Here is a 21,062-nt window from a genome sequence, read left to right as displayed (position 1 = left end):
GGACCGCGGCCCGATCAGGCCGTCGCGCCCTGTTCGGCACGCACGGCATTCGGGCCGTAGTGCGTGCGCACGTATTCATCCACGATCGCCTGGAATTCCTCGGCGATGCGCTCCCCGCGCAGCGTCTTCACCTTGACGCCGTCCACGAACACCGGCGCGGCCGGCGATTCGCCCGAGCCCGGCAGCGAGATGCCGATATTGGCGTGCTTGCTTTCGCCGGGACCGTTGACGATGCAGCCCATGACGGCCACATCCATTTCTTCCACGCCCGGATAGGCAGTCTTCCACACCGGCATCTGCTCGCGCAGATAGGTCTGGATGCTGGCCGCGAGTTCCTGGAACGTCGTGCTGGTGGTGCGGCCGCAGCCCGGGCAGGCAATCACCATCGGGGTGAAGTTGCGCAGGCCCATGGTCTGCAGGATTTCCTGCCCGACGTAGACCTCCTTCTCGCGCGGCGCGCCCGGTTCCGGCGTCAGCGAGATGCGGATGGTATCGCCGATGCCCTCCTGCAGCAGCACCGACAGTGCCGCCGTCGAGGCGACGATGCCCTTGCTGCCCATGCCGGCCTCGGTCAGGCCCAGGTGCAGCGCGTATTCGCAGCGGCGGGAGAGCTCGCGGTACACGGCCACCAGTTCCTGCACCTGCGACACCTTGCACGACAGAATGATCTGGCTGCCCGGCAAGCCGATCTCCTCGGCCTTGCGCGCCGACTCGATCGCCGACGTGATCAGCGCCTCGACCATCACGCTCTGGGCGGACCACGGCTGGGCCCGGCCGGCGTTCTCGTCCATGATGCGCGCGAGCAGGTCCTGGTCCAGGCTGCCCCAGTTGACGCCGATACGCACCGGCTTGTTGTAGCGGCACGCCATCTCGATCATCTGCGCGAACTGCGTATCGCGCTTGGCGCCCTGGCCCACGTTGCCCGGGTTGATGCGGTACTTCGACAACGCCTCGGCGCACGCCGGATAGTCCTGCAGCAGCTTGTGGCCGTTGTAGTGGAAGTCACCCACCAGCGGCACGTTGATGCCCATGCGGTCGAGCTGCTCGCGAATGGCCGGCACGGCGGCGGCGGCCTCGGGCGTGTTCACCGTGATGCGTACGATCTCGGAGCCGGCACGCGCCAGCTCCTTCACCTGGATGGCGGTACCGATCGCATCGACGGTATCGGTGTTGGTCATGGACTGCACGCGCACGGGCGCATCGCCGCCGATCGTGACGACATTGTCGCCCCACACGACGCGCGCCTGGCGCGATTGCCGGCGCGGCAGCGGCCCCGGCAGGACGGGCTGGAAAGCCTCTTGATTCATCGCATTACCACCTTGCATGCTTGACGGTTTTGCACCGACCGCGCCTCGCGGACGACCTCATGGCAACGTCATCCGTGCCACGTTGTTACGGTCAGCGCTCTTGAAATCCACTGGCTCGCCATTGCGTCGAATCGATTCGACGCCCTTGACGTTGCCGATCACCACCTTGTACGGGGGGGTACCGCCACCGGCCACCACATCGCCGGCGTGGGCCGTGCCACCGAGTACCACCTTGCCGTTGCGATCGCGAATCTCGTACCAGGTATCGGCCGCGAAGCGCAGCTCCAGTTCGCCACCCGCGGCCGCCTTGGCGGCCGACGCCGGGGCCGGGGCCGATGGGGTCGTTGGGGCCGCGGCTTCGGCCGGACCAAGCGCGCCACCCGTGGCCAGCGGCATGCCGCCGGCGGTAGTGGGCGCGGGGACCGTATTGGCCGGTGCCGCCGCCGAGGCGGGCAACGCTTCCGACGGTGCCGGCGAATCGTTGCCGGTCATCACGGGGGGCAGCGTGGCGGTCACGGTGCCGTCGCCGCGCGACTCGACCTGTGCCTCCTCGGCCGGCGGGGGCGCCTCCGCGTGCTGGCTGTTGCGCGCATCGAGCCAGCCCTTGAAATGGTCGTAGCCAAACCAGCCGCCAGCGGCAAGCACGGCGATCACGAAGCATAGCCAGACCCAGCGGCCACCGGTACCGGCGGAGGCGCCGCCACCGCCAAAGCGGTTGCGGTCGCTGAAGGTCTGGTTAAGCGCGCCTTCGTTGCGGCGCGTGATTTCCACCACCGGCGTGGCCTGGGCCTGCGCGTGGTAGCGGCCGAGCAGCGGATCGATATCCATGTGGAGCGTACGGGCATAGGCGCGCATCACACCCTTGGCGAACGTCACGTCCGGCAAGCTCGACACATTGCCGGCCTCGATCGCCGCCAGCTTGGGCGCCGCCACCTTGAGCCGCGCACTCACATCCTCGAGCGACAGTCGCTGCGCCTCGCGCCCTTCCTTGAGCTGCGCGCCAATCTCGCGCGCCACCGCATCGCGATCGGCCTCCACGACCTCCGCCGCGGCGTGGCCGACGGCTCGCTCCTGGTCACTCATCCCATGCTCCTTGTTCGTAGGCGGTCAACTCGCGCGAGTCGGGAAACCGGCTGCGCAGTTGCGCCACAAGGTCGCTCTGCGCGGCCGCGTCGCCGCGACGGTGCGCGATGCGCGCACCCAGCCAGAGCGATTGCGCGCTCGGGTTCCGTCCGCTGTTGACACGTCCGATGTATTGTTGGGCCTGGGCGATATCGCCTCGTTTGAAATAGACCAGCGCCAGGTTGGTGATGGCGGCGGAATTGTTGCGGTCGTAGCCGAGCGCGCGCTGCAGCGACTGCTCGGCGCCCTGGCTGTCGCCGGTGCGCAGCTGGCAGGCGCCCAGGCTGATCAGCGGCTTGACCGGACCGGCCGCGGCCGGGATGTCCACCGCGCGGCGCAGCGCCGGCAGGGCTTCGTTGTAGCGGTTGGCCTGGCACAGGAACCAGCCGTAGTTGTTCAGCACATCGGGATCGTTGGGCCGCATCGACAGCGCCGTGCGAAAACTGTCCTCCGCCAGCGCGCTTTCCTTCATGCCCATGTACGCCAGCGCGCGTACATGATACGCGTCGACCAGCGTCGGATCGATCGCGATCGCCTGCTTCGACTCGTCGAGCGACACCGTGTACTGGCCCGCCTCCAGGTAATTCATTGCCAACTGCAGCCGGAGCGCGGCGCGGCGGCTGACGTCGGTCTGGTCGGAAGCGGTCGGGATACCCTGCGGCGGCGCTTTCGGCAGGGTACAGGCGGACAACATCAACAACCCGAACAGGGTCGCGACAATCAGACGCATCATGCGGGGCGTGCCTCCCGAGCTTGGCCGGCGGCGGAGACCGGCACCAGTGGTGTGATCTTGCCGAACTTGCCGCGCTCGGCCAGACGGGTACGATCCATGACCTCGCCGGCCAGCTGGCCGCAGGCAGCGTCGATATCGTCGCCGCGAGTCTTGCGGATCGTGGTGACAATGCCCGCGTCCATCAGCACCTGGGCAAAGCGGCGGATCTGGTCGTTCTGCGAGCGCTTCAGCCCCGATTCCGGGAACGGGTTGAACGGGATCAGGTTGAACTTGCAGGGCACGTCGGCCACCAGCTTCAACAATTCCCGCGCATGCTCGACGCCGTCGTTGACGCCATCGAGCATGCAGTATTCGAAAGTAATGAAATCGCGCGGCGCGAATTCGAGGTAGCGGCGGCATGCCGCCATCAGTTCGGCCAGCGGATACTTCTTGTTCAGTGGGACCAGCATGTCGCGCAGCGGATCGTTCGACGCGTGCAGCGACACCGCCAATGCCACCGGCAGGTCCTTGGCCAGGCGGTCCATCATCGGCACCACGCCCGAAGTGGACACCGTCACGCGGCGGCGCGACAGGCCGTACGCGTTATCGTCGAGCATCAGGCGCAGGGCCGGCACCACCTGGTCGTAGTTGAGCAGCGGCTCGCCCATGCCCATCATCACCACGTTGGAGATGACGCGGTCGTCCTTGGGGCCGCGCCCAAGCTGGGCACGCATCGCGAACTCGGCCATCCACAGCTGGCCAATGATCTCGCCCGTGCTCAGGTTGCGCGAAAAACCCTGCTTGCCGGTCGAGCAGAACCGGCAGTTGACCGCGCACCCCGCCTGCGAGGAGACGCACAGCGTGCCGCGCGTTTCCTCGGGGATGTAGACGGTCTCCACCGCGTTGCCGGCGCCGACGTCGACCAGCCATTTGCGCGTGCCGTCGGCCGACAGGTGGTCGGTGATGGCGGCCGGCGCACGGATCTCGGCCCGCGTGGCGAGCTTCTCGCGCAGCGACTTGGCGAGATCCGACATGGCGTCGAACTGGCTGGCGCCGAACTGGTGGATCCAGCGCTGCAACTGCTTTGCGCGGAACGGCTTCTCGCCGAGCTCTCCGCAGTAAGCGGTGAGCCCGTCCGCATCCAGGTCGAGCAGATTGACGAGAGGGTTCATGGCAAGGGTTCCAGCGTGGAAATCAACGCAAATCAGCAGCGTGGGACAATCAGCGGCTGTAAACGTTCATGCCCGGGAAGAAGAAGGCCACTTCCACGGCGGCGGTCTCGGCGGCGTCCGAGCCGTGCACGGCGTTGGCGTCGATGCTGTCGGCGAAGTCGGCGCGGATGGTGCCCTTCTCGGCCTTCTTCGGGTCGGTGGCGCCCATCAGGTCGCGGTTCTTGGCAATGGCGTTCTCGCCTTCCAGCGCCTGGATCATGACCGGGCCGGAAATCATGAAGTCCACCAGATCCTTGAAGAACGGGCGGGCCTTGTGCACGGCGTAGAACTGTTCGGCTTCCGCGCGCGACAGATGAACCATCTTGGCGGCCACGACCTTCAGGCCGGCGCCCTCGAAACGGGCATAGATCTGGCCGATGACATTCTTGGCCACGGCATCCGGCTTGATAATCGACAGGGTGCGTTCGATCGCCATGAAAAACTCCGAAAAATGAAGGGGTTACTAAAGGAATAAACGTGCAATTCTAGCACGAGACAATGACGGATTCGAGCGGGCATCCGGCATCGCGCACGACGGCGTCCGCCGGGACCCCGGCGGTGCCCCCGCGGCGCTCCCACCCAGGCGGGAAATGCCGGCAAGCGTTCTTTAAATCACACCAAGGGAACGCTTCGCCTTGCTCTCCGTCAAATGTTGTCGAATCAGCAAGACAAGCGGGTGCCAACGTAGTTGTCAAGACAAAGTCACTCCAAACCCCTTGCAATTCACCCCGTGCGATGCCACATTGGCACTGTGCTTCGCCCGGCCCAGCCGGGTGCAACGTTGCGGCTTACGTTATGTCTTACGTTATGGCGTACGTTACGGCGTACGTTGCAGCTAACAACGCAGTACTTGGACACAGCAGACAGGAACACAGGAGTCACCATGAACGAGAGGCTTGACAGTTATCGATTCGGCAACGGCGCCAACACGATCGGCGGCGCCAGCGACGTCGTTGTCCGCAACCGGGTCCTGCGCAACACCTACTGGCTGCTTGCGCTGTCGATGGTGCCCACCGTGCTGGGAGCCTGGCTCGGCGTCGCCACCGGGTTCACGATGGTCGCCGGCAGCCCCGGCCTGTCGCTGATCCTGTTCCTCGGCATCGCGTTCGGCTTCTTCTATGCCATCGAGAAGACCAAGAACAGCGGCTGGGGCGTGGTTCTGCTACTGGCATTCACGTTCTTCATGGGCCTGATGCTGTCGCGCCTGATCGGTGTGACGCTGCGCTTCTCCAATGGCCCCGAGCTGATCATGTATGCCTTTGGCGGCACCGCCGCGGTATTCGCGACGATGGCGACGATCGCCACCACCAGCAAGCGCGATTTTTCGGGCATGACCAAGTTCCTGATGGTCGGCGCGATCATGCTGCTGCTGGCCGGCATCGCCAATATCTGGCTGCAACTGCCGTCGCTGATGATCGTGTTCTCGCTGATCGCGATCGCCATCTTCTCGGCGTTCATGCTGGTCGACGTGCAGCGCGTGGTGAATGGCGGCGAGACGAATTACGTGACCGCCACGCTCGCGATCTACCTCGACGTGTACAACGTGTTCACGAACCTGCTGGCGCTGCTCGGTATCTTCGGCGGCAACCGCGACTGAGTGGGGAAAGCCCCTGCGGGGCTGCCCCCTGCATGCCTCGGCATGCAAAAAAAGCCGGCCTTGGGGCCGGCTTTTTTCTGCGCGTGGCGCTGGTCCCAAGCGGACATCAGGCCCGATCGAACACAGCGATCGACTCCACGTGCGAGGTGTGCGGGAACATGTTGACCACACCCGCGCCACTCAGGCGGTAGCCCGCCTCGTGCACCAGCAGCCCCGCGTCGCGCGCCAGCGTGGCCGGGTTGCACGATACGTAGACGATGCGGCGCGGCAGTGCATCGCTGCCTTGCTGATGGAGTTCTCCCAGCGCCTTGCTCACTGCCAGCGCACCCTCGCGCGGCGGGTCCACCAGCCAGCGGTCGAAGCGGCCCAGCGCAGCGATATCCTCGGCCGTGACCTCGAACAGGTTACGGCAGGCAAACGCAGTTTTGGGCGCGAGCTGGTTGTATTCGGCATTGGCCAGCGCGCGCGTGGTCAGCGCCTCGCTGCCTTCGATGCCCATCACCGATGCTCCCTGCGTGGCCAGCGGCAGCGTGAAGTTGCCGATGCCGCAGAAGAGGTCGAGCAGTCGATCGCCGGGCTGCGCATCGAGCAGCCGCAGCGCGCGGCCGATCAGCACACGGTTGATCTGATGATTGACCTGCGTAAAGTCGGTCGGCTTAAACGGCATGCGGATGCCGAACTCCGGCAACGTGTACGCGAGTTCGCGGTCGGCCGGATAGAACGCGTAGACCGTGTCCGGGCCTTTGGGCTGCAACCAGAATTGCACGTCGTGGCGATCGGCAAAGGCACGCAGCAGGTCCTTGTCGGCGTCGGTGAGCGGCTCCAGAATGCGCAGCACCAGCGCGGTCACCTCGTTGCCCACCGCAAGTTCGATCTGCGGCATGCGATCGCGGATCGACAGCCCGGCCACCAGTTCGCGCAGCGGCACCAGCAGCGCCGACACGTGCGGCGGCAGCACCTCGCAGCGCGTCATGTCGGCCACGTAGCTGCTCTTGCGCTCGTGAAAGCCGACCAGCACGCCACCCTTCTTGGCCACATGGCGTACCGTCAGGCGCGCGCGATAGCGATAGCCCCAGTCGGGACCCGCGATCGGGCGGAACACCACGTCGGGCCGGACCTTGGCCAGATGCCACAGGTTGTCCTCCAGCACACGCTGCTTGATCGCGAGCTGGGCGCGCGCATCCAGATGCTGCATCGAGCAGCCGCCGCACACGCCGAAATGCTGGCAGCCCGGCTGCACGCGCATGACGGAGGCGTGCTTCACCTCGACGAGGTGCGCCTGCTCGTAGCTCGGCTTGCGCCGGTAGCTGCGATAGCTGACGGTCTCGCCAGGCAGCGCCCCTTCGACGAAAATGACCTTGCCCGGCGTGCCGTCCTGGTTGACCAGACGGCCCACGCCGCGCGCCTCCATGTCGAGACTCTCGATCACCACGACCGGATCGGACGGGGCGGCGGATGCGGCGGGCGCGGCACCTGACGATGCGGACCGACCCGGCGTGGGTTGGCCCGCATCGGGTTGGCCGGAATGGGGCGAGACGAACACGGATTGAGACACCTGCGGGACCTGGCGTATTGTTTTGCGAAAGCGCGATTGTAGTCCACTCACGGCGCCGGACGGCAGGCCTCGGCGCCATTGGCACCAAAGGAGGCCACGGCACCATGGAACTGCTCAACTGGAACGTGCAATGGGGGCGCGGCGCCGATGGCCGCGTCGACCTGGCCCGCACGGTGGCCACCCTGCGCGATATGGCGGATGCCGATGTCATCTGCCTGCAGGAGATCACGCGCGGCTTCTCCGATATGGCCGGGCAACCGCAGCCCGACCAGGTGGCCGAGCTGGCCGCACTGCTACCCGGCTATCGCATCCTGTTCGCGCCCGGTGTGGACCGGACCGGCAGCGATGGCGGGCCACGCCAGTTCGGCAACGTGATTGCCACGCGGCTGCCGGTACGCGAGGTGTTTCGCCATGCGCTGCCGTGGCCGGCCGATGCCGATGTCGCGTCGATGCCGCGCGTCGCGCTGGAGGCCACGCTCGACACCGGCACGCGGCGCGTGCGCGTGATCTGCACCCACCTCGAGTACTACTCGAGCCGGCAACGCGCGGCGCAAGCCGAGGCCCTGCGCGACTGGCATGCGGAAGCATGCGACCATGCGCGGCACCCTGGCAAGAGCGAAGGCAAGCCGGGGCCGTTCGTGCCCGAGGCGCGGCCCACCGAGGCCATCCTGTGCGGCGATTTCAATAGCAAGCCCGATGACGTGGCCTACCGGCGCATGCTGGCGCCATATGACTGCACGGACCGCGGCACGGACAGCGGCACGGACAGCGGCACAGACCGCGACACAGGCGCCACGCCCGACTGGCACGATGCCTGGTGTCATATGCACCCGGGCCAGCCACATGTGCCCACCTGCGGCCTCTACGATCGCGAGCAATGGACGGAGCCGCCCTTCGCATGCGACTTCATCTTTGTGACAGGAAACCTGCTGGCGCGCGTGCGGCGCTGCGAGGTCAATGGGGACACGCCCCACTCCGATCACCAGCCCCTGCACCTGAGCGTGGCGCTATGAGGCAGGGCTATGAGGCAGGGCTATGAGGCAGGGCTATGAGGCAGGGCCATGAGGTCGGGCCATGAGGTGGGGCCATGAGCGCGGCCTCATGAGCGTGGACCCATGAGCGCAGGGCGGCAGGCGCGCCGAGGCGTCAGAACGACTCGTCGTCCTCGGCGCCTTGCGTCAGCGGGCGCAGTTGAAAGGCGCGCAGGTATTCCATCCACTGCTCGCCCGGCAGCTCGGCCAGCGACTCCTGCACGAAGGCCACTTCGTGATCGAACTCGCGTGGCGACAGTCCGCCGCGCATCAGCTGGAAGCGGCAGTACATGAGATAGGTGTTGACGACGTCGGTCTCGCAGTACGCGCGGATCGCGTCGAGCTGCCCCGCCTGATAGGCTTCCCACACCTTGCTGCCGTCCATGCCCATCTTGCCGGGAAAGCCGCACAGCTTGGCGAGGTCATCGAGCGGCGCGCTGGCGCGCGGCTGGTACATCGCCAGCAGGTCCATCAGGTCCAGGTGCCGCATGTGATAGCGGCTGATGTAGTTGTTCCACTTGAAGTCGCGGCTGTCATCGTCGCGACCCTCGCCCATTTCCCAGTAGCGCGGCGCGGTCACGCCGTTCACCAGGCCTCGGTAGTGAAGCACGGGCAGGTCGAAACCGCCACCATTCCACGACACCAGTTGCGGGCTGTAGCGCGCGATCAGTTCGTAGAATTTCTGGATCAGCGTGGCTTCGTCATCCTCGACCGTGCCGAGCGAGCCCACATGGAACACCGCCGAGCCATCGCGCTGCGTCCGCCGCAGCACGCACGAAATCGCCGCCACCCGTTGCAGATGGTGCGGCAGAAAGTCGGAGCCGGTCTTGTCCCGGCGGGCGGCAAACGCATGCTCGGCGACGTCGGCGTCGCTCATCGATGCGGGATGGTCATGCAAACGGCGCAGGCCGGCGACATCGGGAATGGTCTCGATGTCGAATACCAGCACAGGGATCATAAAACGGCGTCCTTGCGTACACCTTGCGAAGCGAAATGCCGTTTGAGCTTGACCAGCGCCTCCTGCTGGATCTGGCGCACGCGCTCGCGCGTCAGACCCATTTCCTCGGCCAGCTCTTCGAGCGTGGCCGGCTCGATATGGTTGAGGCCGAAGCGGCGCTCCACCACATAGCGATGCTTCTCCGACAGGCGTGCCAGCCAGAGCTTCATCAGGTTTTCCAGCTCGCGGTGGGCGACTTCCTGGTCCGGGGCGGCGTTGTGCTCGTCGGAGAGGAAGTCCAGCAGGCTCGAGCCCGGATCGAGATCGAACGGCGTATCGAGCGAGGTGGTGTGTTCATTGAGAGCCTGCACGTCCTGCACCTCGTCCGGCGTCTTGCCGAGCAGGTGGGCGATGTCCTCGAGGCTGGCGTCGCGGCCGTCGGTGCCACCCTTCTCGAGGTGGCGCTTGGCGCGCAGGACCTGGTTGAGCTCGCGGATCACATGGACCGGCAACCGCACCGTGCGGGCCTGGTTCATGATCGCACGCTCGATGCTCTGACGGATCCACCAGGTGGCATACGTCGAGAAGCGGAACCCGCGGGTGGGATCGAATTTCTCGATCGCGTGCATGAGGCCGAGATTGCCTTCCTCGATCAGGTCGAGCAGCGGCACCCCGCGATTCAGGTAACCCTTGGCAATGCTGACGACCAGACGCAGATTGCGTTCGATCATCACCTGCCGCGCGGAGAAATCGCCGTCCTTGGCCAGCGTGGAGAAATGCAGCTCCTCCGGCGCGGACAGCAGCGGCTTGATGCTGATGCGATTGAGGTAATGCTGGACCGTATCGGCCGCGAGCTCGGTATGCAGGACCGTGCGAAAGTCGTCGGGCTCGGGCGCGGCCTCGGCGCTCTCTTCCTCGTCCTCGGCTTCCTCTTCCTCGTCGTCGGCCTGGTCCTCGCCGTCGGCAACCACTTCCTCGCGCAGGCCCGCGCGCGTCACCGCAGTGATCGGTTCGTCCGTCACCGGTACCAGTTCGGCGGCCGGATCCGGCTCGAACATCCCGCTGTCGACCGCGGCTTCCATGCCTGGATGGACAGCGGTATCGAGGGAATCGTCAGCCCGTGCCACGCCAGCCTTTCCTTCCGGCTGCTTGGGACGGCGGGTCCTGCTGACAACTCCGGATGAGACTGTTTTCTGGCGTGGCATGAAACCTCACTGTGGCGGCAGATACCGCATTGGATCGACCGGTTTTCCGTTCTTGCGAACCTCGAAGTGCAGCTTGACCCTGTCAGTATCACTGTTGCCCATCTCGGCAATCTTCTGGCCCTTGCGAACCGTTGACTGCTCTGCCACCAGCACTTTGTCGTTGTGACCGTATGCGGTGAGATACGTTTCATTGTGTTTGATGATGACAAGATTCCCGTAGCCGCGCAAGGGGCCTACGTGAATCACCTTACCCTCGTCGGCAGCAATCACCGGATCGCCCTTCTTGCCTGCAATGTCGATGCCTTTATTGCCTTTCTCGTCAAATTTTCCGATCAGCTGTCCGCTCGCGGGCCATACCATCCGAATGGATGAGTCGGCCGCCGCGGAGGGTGCCGGCGCGGCCGGTGCGGACGCCGCCGCGGAGGGTGTTGCGGCAGGCGCGGGCGCGGCGCCAGGCGCCGGGGTGGCGGTCATCGGCGTGCCCACCGGACGTGAGGCATCGATCGGCTGTGCCTGTACCGTGCCGGGCGCCACCGGCAGCGTGGCGACGCCCGCGGCGGCGTTCGGATCCGCGCTTGGCGGCACCACGCGCAACAGTTGACCTACCTCGATCTGATTGGCATTACCAATATTGTTCCACGTGGCCACGTCGCGGTACGACTGGCCGTTTTCGAGCGCGATACGGTACAGGGTATCGCCTCGCTTGACCCGATAGTAGCCAGGCGGCGCCGGCTCCAGCGCGGCGGCGGCGGCGGTGCCGGACGTGGAGGTGCGATCCACCACCGGCGCCGGGGCCGGCATCGGGGAATTCGCGCACGCACCGAGCATGGCGGCGAGTGCAGTGACGACAAGAATCTGTCCAGCGCGAGCGAAATGTTCCGAATTCACGTTGTTGTGCATAGTTCGACTCAGATGGTGCCCGATTTTAATGGCACAAAGAAAACAGCTTCAAGCGCGGTCCGCTGGAAACGATGCCGGCCCTGGCGCTCGATCAGCAGCAACTGCTGCGCCGCGCCCCCGCCCGTGCCCGCCGGTACTGCCACCGGCGCGATCAGGCGGCCGCCGATGGCCAGTTGCTCGAGCAGGGCCTCGGGCACCTCCATGCCCGCAGCCGCGAGAATGATCGACGAGAACGGCGCCGCCTGCGGCAGGCCGAGCATGCCATCGCCGTAGTGCAGCCGCACATTAGGCAGTCGCAACGGCCGCAGGTTCGCCTTGGCCTGCTCGTGAAGCGGCCGGATTCGTTCGATCGAGAAAACTTCGTCGGCTGCGAGGCTCAAGACGGCGGCCTGGTAGCCGCAGCCGGTGCCGATTTCCAGCACGCGCGCAAGCGGTTGCGCGGGCGCGAGTCCTTCGCGCAGCAACTCGATCATGCGTGCCACCACCGACGGCTTGGAGATGGTCTGCTGATGACCGATCGGCAGCGCCGCGTCCTCGTAGGCCTGCGAGGCCAGTCCCGGCTCGACAAACAGATGACGCGGAATCGTGCCGATGGCCTGCAGCACGCGTGCGTCGCGAATGCCGGATGCGCGCAGCCGTGCCGCCAGCGCGGCGCGCGCACGATCCGAAGCCATGCCGCCCCCCCCGGCCGTGGCCGCGGACGTGCGCGCCGCCACCGCGCTGACGGGGGCGACCGGCGTGACCGGTTGCGGCGGCTGCGATGGCTGCGGGAACGGCGACAACGGTGACGAGGTGGTCTTGCGCGCGCGCTGCACCGCCGAGCTCAATGGCTTCAGCGCATTGGGCGGGGCCGGCGTGACCGGCACCGACGACTTGCGCGGCGACTCGATGGCAGGCATGCCCGCGGTCCGCTCCGGCGCGGGCTTGCGCTCGACCACTGCGTCGAGCGTGAGCGGAAAGCGGGACCGGCGCGGCGCGTTCATGCGCGCTCGCTCCCGGCACATCCGCGGCTCGACACCCCGCGCGCGCGCCTCAAGTCCGCTCCAGCCATTGGCCGAGCTGCGCGAGCTGGGTCCGATGCGTGAGATCGAGTTGCAGCGGCGTCAGCGAAACGAAGCCGGCGGCGGTGGCGTGGAAGTCGGTGCCTTCGCTGGCATCGAGCGCATCGCCGGCGGGGCCGATCCAGTAGTTGGTATCGCCACGCGGATTGACCTGCATGATGACCGGCTGCGATGGATGCCGCTTGCCCAGGCGCGTGGCACGCTGGCCGCGGATATGCTCGTACGGCAGGTTGGGAATATTGACGTTGAGCAGGAACGGCGACTCGGGCGGTGCCGCGATGACGCGCTCGACGATTTCGCGCGCCACGCGCGCGGCCGCGTCGAGATGCTCCCAGCCCTTCTCGACCTGCGAGAACGCGATCGACGGGATACCGAACAGGTAGCCCTCGATGGCCGCGGCCACGGTGCCCGAGTACAGCACGTCCTCGCCCATGTTCTGGCCCTGGTTGATGCCGGAAACCACGAGATCGGGCCGGTCCTCGAGCAGGCCGGTCAGCGCCACGTGCACGCAATCGGTCGGCGTGCCGTTGATGAAGCGAAACCCCTTCTGCACCCCTTCGCGCGCCTCGTACACCGAGAGCGGACGCTGCAGCGTCAGGGAGTTCGAGGCACCGCTGTGATTCTGCTCGGGCGCGATGACCGTGACACGCGCGAGCGGCGCCAGCGCGGCGTGCAGCATGGCCAGCCCTGGCGCGAGATAACCGTCGTCGTTGGCGAGAAGGATATGCATGGCCGCGATTGTACCCGAGCACCGTGACACCTCACGCGGCAATAGCGGGCAAAAAACGGGCATGACCACAAACAGAACGACCGTGCTTTTTTACGCTACACTTGCCCGCATTCCCGCGCACGCGGCACGCGCGGCCCGCCCCCCCCCGACACCACTGGAGACACCATGAAAGCCGTACTGTGCAAAGCCTGGGGACCACCCGATTCGCTCGTTGTCGAGACCCTGCCGGACCTCGTGCCCGGCGCGGGCGAGGTGGTCATCGACGTCAAGGCCGCCGGGGTCAACTTTCCCGACGTGCTGATCATCCAGAACAAGTACCAGGCCAAGCCCGCGCTGCCGTTCTCGCCGGGCTCGGAGCTGGCCGGCGTGGTCCGTGCGGTGGGGACCGGGGTCACGCACGTCAAGCCCGGCGATAACGTGATCGCCTATCTCGGCAACGGTGCGTTTGCCACCCAGGCCAAGGCACCGGCGGCGGCAGTGGTGCCGATGCCGCCCGGCATCGACTTCGAGACCGCGGCCGCGTTTACGCTGACCTACGGCACCTCGCATCACGCGGTGGTCGACCGGGGCGAACTCAAGGCCGGCGAGACCATGCTCGTGCTGGGCGCGGCGGGCGGCGTGGGGCTGGCGGCGATCGAGATCGGCAAGGCGCTCGGTGCGCGCGTGATCGCCGCCGCCTCCACCGACCAGAAGCTCGCGGTATGCAAGGAACATGGCGCCGATGCCGTCATCAACTACACCAGCGAGGATCTGCGCGAGCGCATCAAGGCGCTGACCGATGGCAAAGGCCCCGATGTCATCTACGATCCGGTGGGCGGCGTCTACGCCGAGCCGGCCTTCCGCTCGATCGGCTGGCGCGGCCGCTACCTCGTGGTCGGCTTTGCCAACGGCGAGATCCCGAAGATGCCGCTCAATCTCGCGCTACTCAAGGGCGCGTCGCTGGTCGGGGTGTTCTGGGGCGACTTCGCGCGCCGCGAGCCGCGCCATAACCAGGCCAATATGGCGCAGATGCTGGGCTGGATGAAGGAAGGCAAGATCCGCCCGCATATCTCGGCGCGCTACCCGCTCGAGCAGGCGCCGCAGGCATTGAAGGACATGGAGGCGCGCAAGGTCACCGGCAAGATCGTGATCGTGCCGTAAGGCTTCGGCTCTCCCGCCCCGCTCCCGCCCGTGCGGGACGGAACGCCGGCCGCTCAACCGGGCGCCGGCCGGCAAGCGCTTACAGCCTCTCGGTCTCGCCGCTCTGTGGCTGCCACTTCATGAGCCGCTTCTCGAAGATTCCGACGATCCAGTCCAGCACCAGCGCAAACGCCGTCAGCACGACGATGCCGGCAAACACCGTGTTGATGTCGAAGGTGCCTTCCGCCTGCAGGATCAGGTAACCCACGCCGCTGGCAGAGCCCAGATACTCGCCCACCACCGCGCCGACGAAGGCCAGGCCCACCGAGGTGTGCAGCGACGAGAACACCCAACTCGTCGCGCTCGGCAGGTACACGTGCCGCAGCAATTGCTGGCGATTGGCGCCCAGCATGCGCGCGTTAGCCAGCACCACCGGGCTCACTTCCTTGACGCCCTGGTAGACGTTGAAGAACACGATAAAGAACACCAGCGTCACCGCCAGCGCGACCTTGGACCAGATGCCGAGGCCGAACCAGACCGCGAAGATCGGGGCCAGGATCACGCGCGGCATCGAATTCATCGCCTTGACATACGGATCGAGTACCGCCGCGGTGAGCGGGCTCAGCGCCAGCCACAGTCCCACCCCCAGTCCCGCCACGGTGCCGATGCCAAAGGCCAGCACGGTTTCGATCAGCGTCACGCCGAGATGCAGGTAGATGTCGCGTTCGACGACGAACCAGTTCCAGATGCGCTGGGCCACCATCAGCGGCTCGCCAAAGAAAAATGCCACCTGCTGCGAGCGCGTGGCCATATGCCACGCCCCCAGGATCACGACCAGCACGAGCAGCTGCCAGACGCGCAGCATGCCGCGGGAATCGGTACGAAAAGCCATGATTGTTATCTCGTTCGGTTCGATCAGGCGACCTTGCGCTGCTGCGCATAGCCCTTGAGCACTTCCTCGCGCAGCACGCCCCAGATGGCCGCGTGCAGCTCGACGAAACGCGGGTTGTCGCGGACTTCGGCCACATCGCGCGGACGCGGCAGGTCGATCGCGAATTCGCCGATCGGATGCGTGCCCGGCCCGGCCGAAAGCACCACCACGCGGTCGCTCATGGCAATCGCCTCGTCGAGGTCGTGCGTGATGAACAGCACCGCCTTGCGCCGTGCCGCCCACAGGTCGAGCACTTCGTTCTCCATCAGCTGGCGCGTCTGGATATCGAGCGCGGAGAACGGTTCGTCCATCAGGATGATGTCGGGGTCGAGCACCAGCGTCTGCGCCAGGCTCACACGCTTGCGCATGCCACCGGACAACTGGTGCGGATAGCGGTCGCCAAACCCGCCGAGGCCGACGCGGCGCAACCACTCCTCGCCCTGCGCGACGGCCTCCGCGCGCAACACGCCACGAAACTCGAGCCCCGCAATGACGTTGTCGAGCGCGCTGCGCCACGGCATCAGCGCTTCGGTCTGGAACATGTAGCCGGCGCGAGCATTGATGCCATCGAGCACCTCGCCGAATACACGCACGGTGCCGGTGGACGGTGCCAGCAGGCCCGCGCTCACATTGAGCAGCGTGGACTTGCCGCAGCCGGTGGGTCCTACCACGGAGACGAACTCGCCGGGCTGGATGGCCAGGGTGACATCGCGCACGGCGGTATAACGCTGGCTACGGTCCTCGCGCGAGACGAAGGTGCAGGTCACGTTGTCGAGGGATAAGGCTGGCGTGGTCATGAGGCTTTCCGAAACGCAAAGGCCCGCTCGGGGAGCGGGCCGGAAGAATGGCCGCCGAACAACGTCGGTCGGTGGCTTACTTGTACTTGGCGTTGGCCTTCTGCACGAACGCGTTGGTGAACGTGGTATCGAGCTTGATCGGCTTGCCCTTGAGCTCGGGGTCGAACTGCTCGAGCGTATGCAGCGCCGTGCGCGGACCGTCGGCCGGCATCACGCCATCGGGCGAGATCGCTTCCTTGACCTTCTCCCACGTCGCCAGGTAGAGCGCGCGGTCGCCCAGCAGATAGCTCTCCGGCACGGTCTTGACGATATCCGAGGGTCCGGCCTTCTGCAGCCACTTGAGCGCGCGCACCATCGCGTTGGTCATCGCCTGCACGGTGTTGGGGTTCTTCTGGATAAACGACACCGAGGCATACAGGCAGCCCGACGGCATATTGCCGCCGAACACCGACTGCGTGTCCTTGAGCGTGCGCGTGTCGGAGGCGATCTTGACCTCGTTCTTCTCGGTCAGCATGGAGATGACCGGGTCCAGGTTGGCCATCGCGTCGATCTGGCCCGAGCGCATCGCGGCCACCGCGCCAGCGCTGGCGCCCACGCCGATAAACGACACGTCCGACGGCTTGAGGCCGGACTTGGCCAGCACGAAGTTGGCCATCATGTTGGTCGACGAGCCCGGTGCGGTCACGCCGATCTTCTTGCCCTTGAGGTCGGCGATCGACTTGAAGTTCGGCATGGTCTTGTTGGAGACCACCAGCACGATCTGCGGCGCGCGCCCCTGCAGCACGAATTCCTGGTACTGCTGGCCCTTGGCCTGCAGGTTGATGGTGTGCTCGTACGCGCCCGATACCACGTCGGCGCTGCCGCCCACCACTGCCTGCAGCGCCTTGGCGCCGCCGGCAAAGTCGACGATCTCGACGTCGAGGCCCTCTTCCTTGAAGTAGCCGAGCCGCTCCGCGATCGTCAGGGGCAGATAGTAGAAGAGGTTCTTGCCCCCCACGGCCACCGTGACCTTGGTCTTCTCGGGCTTGCCCTGAGCAAAGGCCTGGCCGAACGTGAACCACCCGGCCAGGAACAATGCCAGCGCGATCAGGACTTGCTTCCAGAATTTCTTGTTGTACATGTCGTGGTCTCCAACCTGTCTTCCGTGCGCCCCCGGCGCGGGACGTTGCGCCGGGTGGCTGCTTCGCGATGCTACCCCAAGTGGCGGCATCTTCGCATCGGGAACAGTACTGTAAGCGGGAAAGCCGGCCGATGGCTTTCTATCCGCTTACACCGCTGCCGGCGCGCGCGGGAACAACGCGCCCGGCACGCCCCCCGTTTGCTCGGATCTGCGCGGATTTACCCGGAATTGCCCGGACTCACTCGGCGCGGATGTCGGCCGACTTGATCACCTTGGTCCAGCGCGCCAGTTCCTGTTTCTGGTACTGGTCGAGCTGCTGCGGGCTCATGTATTTGGCCTCGGCGCCGAGTTCCTCGGCCTTCTTGCGGAAGGCATCGGTCTTCATGATCTTCTCGATCTCGCCGGTCAGCTTGTCGATCACGGGCTTCGGCGTACCGGCCGGGGCGTACATGGCGAACCACGACGAGACGTCGAGGTCGGGGTAGCCCGCCTCCGGCGCCGACGGCACATCCTTCAGGCTCGGCAGACGCGTCTTGCTGGTCACCACCAGCGGACGCAGCTTGCCCGCGGCGATATGGCCCATCAGCGGCGGCGGCGTGGTGATGGTGAGATCCACCGAGCCGCCCAGCAGGTCGGTCATGGCCGGGCCGGTGCCCTTGTACGGCACGTGCGTGATCTGGATGCCGGCCATCTGGTTGAGCAGCTCGGTGGACACGTGCTGGAGCGAGCCGTTGCCCGACGACGCGTAGTTGAGCTTGTTCGGGTTGGCCTTGGCATAGGCCACCAGTTCCTTCAGCGACTTGACCGGGAGGTTCTGGCGCACCACCAGCACCTGCGGGGCCGACAGCACGTTGGCCACCGGCGCGAAGTCCTTGACCGGGTCCCATGCGGTTTTGGTCAGCAGCGGCGTGATGACGTGGAAGCCCGAGTACTGCAACAGCAGCGTGTAGCCGTCGCCCTTGGCGCGCTGCACCATCTGCGCGGCGATGGTGCCGTTACCGCCGGGACGGTTGTCCACCACCACCGACTGGCCGAGCGCCTTCGACAGCGGCTCCGCGATCATGCGCGCGGCGATATCGGTGGTGCCGCCGGCCGCGGCCGACACCACCAGCATGATCGGGTGGGTCGGATAGCTGCCGTCCTGCGCGCGCGCCGGGCCGGCGGCCAGCAGTGCGGCGGCGCCGAGCGAAGCGGCCACCGCCGTGGCGACCGGGATCGCGAAGGTCTTGCCGAGGGTAATGGGGAAGCGGTTCATGTCTGTCTCCGGATGTTCTAGTTGAAAGCGTATGGATAAAACCAAGTCGGCCAAGTCGGCCAAGGCGATAAAACGACGATTCCGTGCAGCGCTACATTCGCGGCGCGGAGCGGGCCCTGCCACGGCACGTCAGGCCGGTGCCGGGTGCGGCATCACTGCCCCGCAAAATGTTCGGCCAGCCACGCGGGCGGCTGGTGCGTGCGCAGGCGCGGCCCCGCGCGCAGCAGTTGACTCGACAGCTCGCGCTCGACCAGGGCGGGCAGCGCCGCCACCACGTCGAGCAGCGCGGGCAGGTCCACACCGGTGTCCACCCCCATCGATGCAAACATGTGGACCAGCTCCTCGGTACTGACGTTGCCGCTCGCGCCGGGTGCGTACGGGCAGCCACCGAGGCCACCGGCGGCGGCGTCGAAGCGCGTCACGCCGGTCTGCCAGGCCGCCACGGCATTGGCCAGGCCCATGCCGCGCGTGTTGTGCAGGTGGATGGTCAGGCCAATATCGGGCAGACGGCGCTGGAAGTCCTCGCACAGCGCGGCCACCTGATTCGGATAGGCCATGCCCGTGGTGTCGCAGAGCGTGATGCCGGCCGCGCCGGCGGCCGCGAACGTCTCGGCCAGCGCCATCACGTCGTCGACCGCGACCTCGCCCTCGAACGGACAGCCGAACACGGTGGACAGCGAGATATTGACCGGCACCCCGGCCTGGCGCGCCTCGGCGATCATCGCCAGCAATTGCGTGCGCGACTGCGCGCGCGTCATGCGCAGGTTGGCGCGGTTGTGAGTCTCGCTGGCCGACATCACCAGGTTGACCTCGTCGGGGCGGCACGACAACGCACGCTCCAGGCCACGCAGGTTCGGCACCAGCACCGTGAGCCGCACACCGGACACGCGCTCCACCTGGTGCATCACGGCTTCGGCATCGGCCAGCGCGGGAATCGCCTTGGCCGAAGTGAACGAGGTGGCCTCGATGCGCGCAAAGCCGCACCGGGCGAGCGCGTTGACAAAGGCGACCTTGCCCTCGGTCGGCACCACTACGGGCTCGATCTGCAGCCCGTCGCGCGGCGCGACTTCATTGATCTCGACGCGGGCCGGGCCCGCCAGGCGGTAGCTGTGGGCACTCATGCGATCACTCCCCTTGCGCGCAGGTCGGCGATGGCCGCGGCGTCGAAGCCGGCTTGCACCAGCACCCGGTCGGTATGCTCGCCCAGCGTCGGCGCGCGGTGCTGGACCGCGCCGGGGTTGGACGACAGCTTGGGCATGATGCCGGGAATCTCCACCGTCAAACCCTTGGCCGAGGTAATCGACTCGATCACGCCACGCGCGCGGTAATGGGGGTCTTCGGCAATGTCCTTGACCGTGTAGATACGGCCGGACGGCACCTCGGCCTCGCGCAGTACAGCCAGCGCGCTATCGACGGTCTGCGTGCGCGTCCACGCGGCAATCGCGGCGTCGATCTCTTCCACCCGCTTGACGCGGCCATCGTTGCGCGCCAGCGCCGGGTCCTCGCCGAGGTCCTGGCGGCCGATGGCCTGCATCAGCCGGCGGAAAATCGCATCGCCATTGGCCGCGATCAGCACGAAGTCGCCGCAGCCGCACGGATAGGCATTGGACGGTGCGATGCCGGGCAGCGCACCGCCTGCCGGCTGGCGCACGGCGCCAAACGCCGAGTATTCCGGCAGCAGGCTTTCGGTGAGGTTGAACAGCGATTCGTAGAGCGCCACGTCGATGACCTGCCCCACCCCGCCGCGTGCATCGCGCTCGTACAGGGCCAGCAGCACGCCGAGCGCGCCATGCAGGCCGGCGATGGTATCGCCCAGCGACAGGCCCGCGCGCACCGGCGCGCGACCCGGCTCGCCGGTCAGGTAGCGCAGGCCGCCCATGGCCTCCGCCACCGCGGCAAAGCCCGGTTCATCCTTGCGCGGACCGGTCTGGCCGTAGCCGGACACCCGCACCATGATCAGCTTGGGGTTGTCGGCGTGCAGCACATCCCAGCCCAGGCCCCACTTCTCCATGGTGCCGGGACGAAAGTTCTCGATCAGGATATCGGCCTCGGCCGCGAGCTTGCGCACCAGCGCCTGGCCCTCGGGCTGGCGCAGGTCGATGCAGACCGACTGCTTGTTGCGGGACTGCGCCTCCCACCAGACCGAGGTGTCCTCATGCAGCATGCGCCATTTGCGCAGCGGGTCGCCCTGGCCGGGCGGCTCCACCTTGACGATCTGGGCGCCGAAGTCGGCGAGCGTCTTGGCCGCGAACGGGCCGGCAATCAGTTGTCCCAGCTCGAGCACGCGAATGCCTTCGAGGATCTGTCGTGCCATCTTGCGTTGTCTCCGGATATACGCCGCCGGGGTCCCGGGCGGCTTGTCTTGCGGTGATCGTGCCGCGATCGTGCGTTTGTGTTGTTTTGGCGCGAGTGTGCCCCAGTCCGGTCTCGCGACGGAATCGGCATTCCGGAAAGCGGGCTTTCTCGGAACGC

Annotated in this window: 20 protein-coding genes; 3 read left to right on the top strand and 17 right to left on the bottom strand. The window is 66.6% G+C overall.

Going from position 1 to position 21,062, the window contains the following annotated elements:
- Positions 1-14: 14 nt before the first annotated feature.
- The 5 genes from ispG to ndk are packed head-to-tail and all read right to left on the bottom strand — an operon-like array spanning position 15 to position 4,788.
- A complete protein-coding gene (ispG, locus tag DFLDMN_RS02010; protein WP_423196865.1) occupies positions 15-1,307 on the bottom strand; it encodes a flavodoxin-dependent (E)-4-hydroxy-3-methylbut-2-enyl-diphosphate synthase in 1,293 nt (430 codons plus the stop codon).
- Positions 1,308-1,364: 57 nt separating this feature from the next.
- A complete protein-coding gene (locus tag DFLDMN_RS02005) occupies positions 1,365-2,390 on the bottom strand; it encodes a helix-turn-helix domain-containing protein (RefSeq protein ID WP_423196864.1) in 1,026 nt (341 codons plus the stop codon).
- Positions 2,383-3,162, bottom strand: a complete 780-nt coding sequence (gene pilW / locus DFLDMN_RS02000; RefSeq protein ID WP_423196863.1) for a type IV pilus biogenesis/stability protein PilW — start codon at positions 3,160-3,162, stop codon at positions 2,383-2,385. The genes DFLDMN_RS02005 and pilW overlap by 8 nt, the downstream gene beginning before the upstream one ends.
- Entirely contained in the window at positions 3,159-4,313 is a 1,155-nt protein-coding gene (gene rlmN / locus DFLDMN_RS01995) for a 23S rRNA (adenine(2503)-C(2))-methyltransferase RlmN (protein WP_423196862.1), read from the bottom strand. Before rlmN ends, pilW begins: the two co-directional genes overlap by 4 nt.
- A 49-nt stretch (positions 4,314-4,362) precedes the next feature.
- A complete protein-coding gene (gene ndk, locus DFLDMN_RS01990) occupies positions 4,363-4,788 on the bottom strand; it encodes a nucleoside-diphosphate kinase (protein WP_423196861.1) in 426 nt (141 codons plus the stop codon).
- Between the two features lie 447 nt (positions 4,789-5,235).
- On the opposite strand from ndk, the gene DFLDMN_RS01985 reads away from it, so the two are divergent.
- Positions 5,236-5,949 carry a Bax inhibitor-1/YccA family protein gene (locus tag DFLDMN_RS01985; RefSeq protein ID WP_423196860.1) on the top strand — a complete coding sequence of 238 codons (714 nt, stop codon included), beginning with the start codon at positions 5,236-5,238 and terminating at the stop codon, positions 5,947-5,949.
- A gap of 106 nt (positions 5,950-6,055) precedes the next feature.
- Here DFLDMN_RS01985 and rlmD read toward each other — a convergent pair whose 3' ends face one another.
- On the bottom strand, positions 6,056-7,504 hold the full coding sequence (gene rlmD, locus DFLDMN_RS01980) for a 23S rRNA (uracil(1939)-C(5))-methyltransferase RlmD (protein ID WP_423196859.1): 1,449 nt from the start codon (positions 7,502-7,504) through the stop codon (positions 6,056-6,058).
- A 104-nt stretch (positions 7,505-7,608) separates the two neighbouring features.
- Between rlmD and DFLDMN_RS01975 the strand changes: the two genes are divergently transcribed.
- Entirely contained in the window at positions 7,609-8,517 is a 909-nt protein-coding gene (locus DFLDMN_RS01975; protein ID WP_423196858.1) for an endonuclease/exonuclease/phosphatase family protein, read from the top strand.
- A 133-nt stretch (positions 8,518-8,650) separates the two neighbouring features.
- Here DFLDMN_RS01975 and DFLDMN_RS01970 read toward each other — a convergent pair whose 3' ends face one another.
- Genes DFLDMN_RS01970 through surE form a run of 5 tightly spaced genes read right to left on the bottom strand, consistent with a single transcriptional unit; the run spans position 8,651 to position 13,368 of the window.
- Complete coding sequence (locus tag DFLDMN_RS01970; protein WP_423196857.1) at positions 8,651-9,493, bottom strand: 3'-5' exonuclease; 843 nt, start codon at positions 9,491-9,493, stop codon at positions 8,651-8,653.
- Positions 9,490-10,677: an RNA polymerase sigma factor RpoS gene (gene rpoS / locus DFLDMN_RS01965; RefSeq protein WP_423196856.1), complete on the bottom strand. Its 1,188-nt coding sequence runs from the start codon at positions 10,675-10,677 to the stop codon at positions 9,490-9,492. Before rpoS ends, DFLDMN_RS01970 begins: the two co-directional genes overlap by 4 nt.
- 6 nt (positions 10,678-10,683) lie before the next feature.
- Positions 10,684-11,577 (bottom strand): peptidoglycan DD-metalloendopeptidase family protein, encoded by an 894-nt coding sequence (locus tag DFLDMN_RS01960; protein ID WP_423196855.1) that lies wholly within the window; start codon positions 11,575-11,577, stop codon positions 10,684-10,686.
- A gap of 8 nt (positions 11,578-11,585) precedes the next feature.
- The gene (locus tag DFLDMN_RS01955; RefSeq protein ID WP_423196854.1) at positions 11,586-12,560 is read right to left on the bottom strand and encodes a protein-L-isoaspartate(D-aspartate) O-methyltransferase; all 975 of its coding nucleotides are present in this window, start codon (positions 12,558-12,560) and stop codon (positions 11,586-11,588) included.
- A 49-nt stretch (positions 12,561-12,609) separates the two neighbouring features.
- Positions 12,610-13,368: a 5'/3'-nucleotidase SurE gene (surE, locus tag DFLDMN_RS01950; RefSeq protein WP_423196853.1), complete on the bottom strand. Its 759-nt coding sequence runs from the start codon at positions 13,366-13,368 to the stop codon at positions 12,610-12,612.
- A 165-nt stretch (positions 13,369-13,533) separates the two neighbouring features.
- Here surE and DFLDMN_RS01945 point away from each other — a divergent pair, with 165 nt between their 5' ends.
- Positions 13,534-14,508: an NADPH:quinone oxidoreductase family protein gene (locus tag DFLDMN_RS01945; RefSeq protein WP_423196852.1), complete on the top strand. Its 975-nt coding sequence runs from the start codon at positions 13,534-13,536 to the stop codon at positions 14,506-14,508.
- A gap of 79 nt (positions 14,509-14,587) precedes the next feature.
- Here the strand turns inward: DFLDMN_RS01945 and DFLDMN_RS01940 are convergent, their stop codons facing one another.
- The 6 genes from DFLDMN_RS01940 to DFLDMN_RS01915 form a co-directional block, all read right to left on the bottom strand.
- Positions 14,588-15,379: an ABC transporter permease gene (locus DFLDMN_RS01940; RefSeq protein ID WP_423196851.1), complete on the bottom strand. Its 792-nt coding sequence runs from the start codon at positions 15,377-15,379 to the stop codon at positions 14,588-14,590.
- Between the two features lie 23 nt (positions 15,380-15,402).
- Positions 15,403-16,215 carry an ABC transporter ATP-binding protein gene (locus DFLDMN_RS01935; protein ID WP_423196850.1) on the bottom strand — a complete coding sequence of 271 codons (813 nt, stop codon included), beginning with the start codon at positions 16,213-16,215 and terminating at the stop codon, positions 15,403-15,405.
- 76 nt (positions 16,216-16,291) lie between these two features.
- Positions 16,292-17,335 (bottom strand): ABC transporter substrate-binding protein, encoded by a 1,044-nt coding sequence (locus tag DFLDMN_RS01930; protein WP_423196849.1) that lies wholly within the window; start codon positions 17,333-17,335, stop codon positions 16,292-16,294.
- A gap of 238 nt (positions 17,336-17,573) precedes the next feature.
- The gene (locus DFLDMN_RS01925; RefSeq protein ID WP_423196848.1) at positions 17,574-18,590 is read right to left on the bottom strand and encodes a Bug family tripartite tricarboxylate transporter substrate binding protein; all 1,017 of its coding nucleotides are present in this window, start codon (positions 18,588-18,590) and stop codon (positions 17,574-17,576) included.
- A 152-nt stretch (positions 18,591-18,742) separates the two neighbouring features.
- Complete coding sequence (locus tag DFLDMN_RS01920) at positions 18,743-19,711, bottom strand: hydroxymethylglutaryl-CoA lyase (RefSeq protein WP_423196847.1); 969 nt, start codon at positions 19,709-19,711, stop codon at positions 18,743-18,745.
- On the bottom strand, positions 19,708-20,904 hold the full coding sequence (locus DFLDMN_RS01915) for a CaiB/BaiF CoA transferase family protein (RefSeq protein WP_423196846.1): 1,197 nt from the start codon (positions 20,902-20,904) through the stop codon (positions 19,708-19,710). Before DFLDMN_RS01915 ends, DFLDMN_RS01920 begins: the two co-directional genes overlap by 4 nt.
- Between the last annotated feature and the right edge of the window lie 158 nt (positions 20,905-21,062).

Source organism: Cupriavidus sp. H19C3, from assembly GCF_049393815.1.
In the GTDB taxonomy this organism is placed as follows: Bacteria; Pseudomonadota; Gammaproteobacteria; order Burkholderiales; family Burkholderiaceae; genus Cupriavidus.
Note: the sequence above shows the minus strand (reverse complement) of the source record. Positions and strands in the feature narration are given on the sequence as shown.

Bases quoted from the DNA above. Each gene is read 5' to 3' on its own strand.
- DFLDMN_RS02005 (WP_423196864.1), bottom strand. From the start codon at position 2,390: ATGAGTGACCAGGAGCGAGCCGTCGGCCACGCCGCGGCGGAGGTCGTG.
- rlmN (WP_423196862.1), bottom strand. From the start codon at position 4,313: ATGAACCCTCTCGTCAATCTGCTCGACCTGGATGCGGACGGGCTCACC.
- DFLDMN_RS01925 (WP_423196848.1), bottom strand. From the start codon at position 18,590: ATGAACCGCTTCCCCATTACCCTCGGCAAGACCTTCGCGATCCCGGTC.
- DFLDMN_RS01915 (WP_423196846.1), bottom strand. From the start codon at position 20,904: ATGGCACGACAGATCCTCGAAGGCATTCGCGTGCTCGAGCTGGGACAA.
- DFLDMN_RS01935 (WP_423196850.1), bottom strand. From the start codon at position 16,215: ATGACCACGCCAGCCTTATCCCTCGACAACGTGACCTGCACCTTCGTC.
- pilW (WP_423196863.1), bottom strand. From the start codon at position 3,162: ATGATGCGTCTGATTGTCGCGACCCTGTTCGGGTTGTTGATGTTGTCC.
- surE (WP_423196853.1), bottom strand. From the start codon at position 13,368: ATGCATATCCTTCTCGCCAACGACGACGGTTATCTCGCGCCAGGGCTG.
- DFLDMN_RS01960 (WP_423196855.1), bottom strand. From the start codon at position 11,577: ATGCACAACAACGTGAATTCGGAACATTTCGCTCGCGCTGGACAGATT.
- DFLDMN_RS01930 (WP_423196849.1), bottom strand. From the start codon at position 17,335: ATGTACAACAAGAAATTCTGGAAGCAAGTCCTGATCGCGCTGGCATTG.
- DFLDMN_RS01970 (WP_423196857.1), bottom strand. From the start codon at position 9,493: ATGATCCCTGTGCTGGTATTCGACATCGAGACCATTCCCGATGTCGCC.
- ispG (WP_423196865.1), bottom strand. From the start codon at position 1,307: ATGAATCAAGAGGCTTTCCAGCCCGTCCTGCCGGGGCCGCTGCCGCGC.
- DFLDMN_RS01940 (WP_423196851.1), bottom strand. From the start codon at position 15,379: ATGGCTTTTCGTACCGATTCCCGCGGCATGCTGCGCGTCTGGCAGCTG.
- DFLDMN_RS01955 (WP_423196854.1), bottom strand. From the start codon at position 12,560: ATGAACGCGCCGCGCCGGTCCCGCTTTCCGCTCACGCTCGACGCAGTG.
- DFLDMN_RS01945 (WP_423196852.1), top strand. From the start codon at position 13,534: ATGAAAGCCGTACTGTGCAAAGCCTGGGGACCACCCGATTCGCTCGTT.
- ndk (WP_423196861.1), bottom strand. From the start codon at position 4,788: ATGGCGATCGAACGCACCCTGTCGATTATCAAGCCGGATGCCGTGGCC.
- rpoS (WP_423196856.1), bottom strand. From the start codon at position 10,677: ATGCCACGCCAGAAAACAGTCTCATCCGGAGTTGTCAGCAGGACCCGC.
- DFLDMN_RS01975 (WP_423196858.1), top strand. From the start codon at position 7,609: ATGGAACTGCTCAACTGGAACGTGCAATGGGGGCGCGGCGCCGATGGC.
- DFLDMN_RS01920 (WP_423196847.1), bottom strand. From the start codon at position 19,711: ATGAGTGCCCACAGCTACCGCCTGGCGGGCCCGGCCCGCGTCGAGATC.
- DFLDMN_RS01985 (WP_423196860.1), top strand. From the start codon at position 5,236: ATGAACGAGAGGCTTGACAGTTATCGATTCGGCAACGGCGCCAACACG.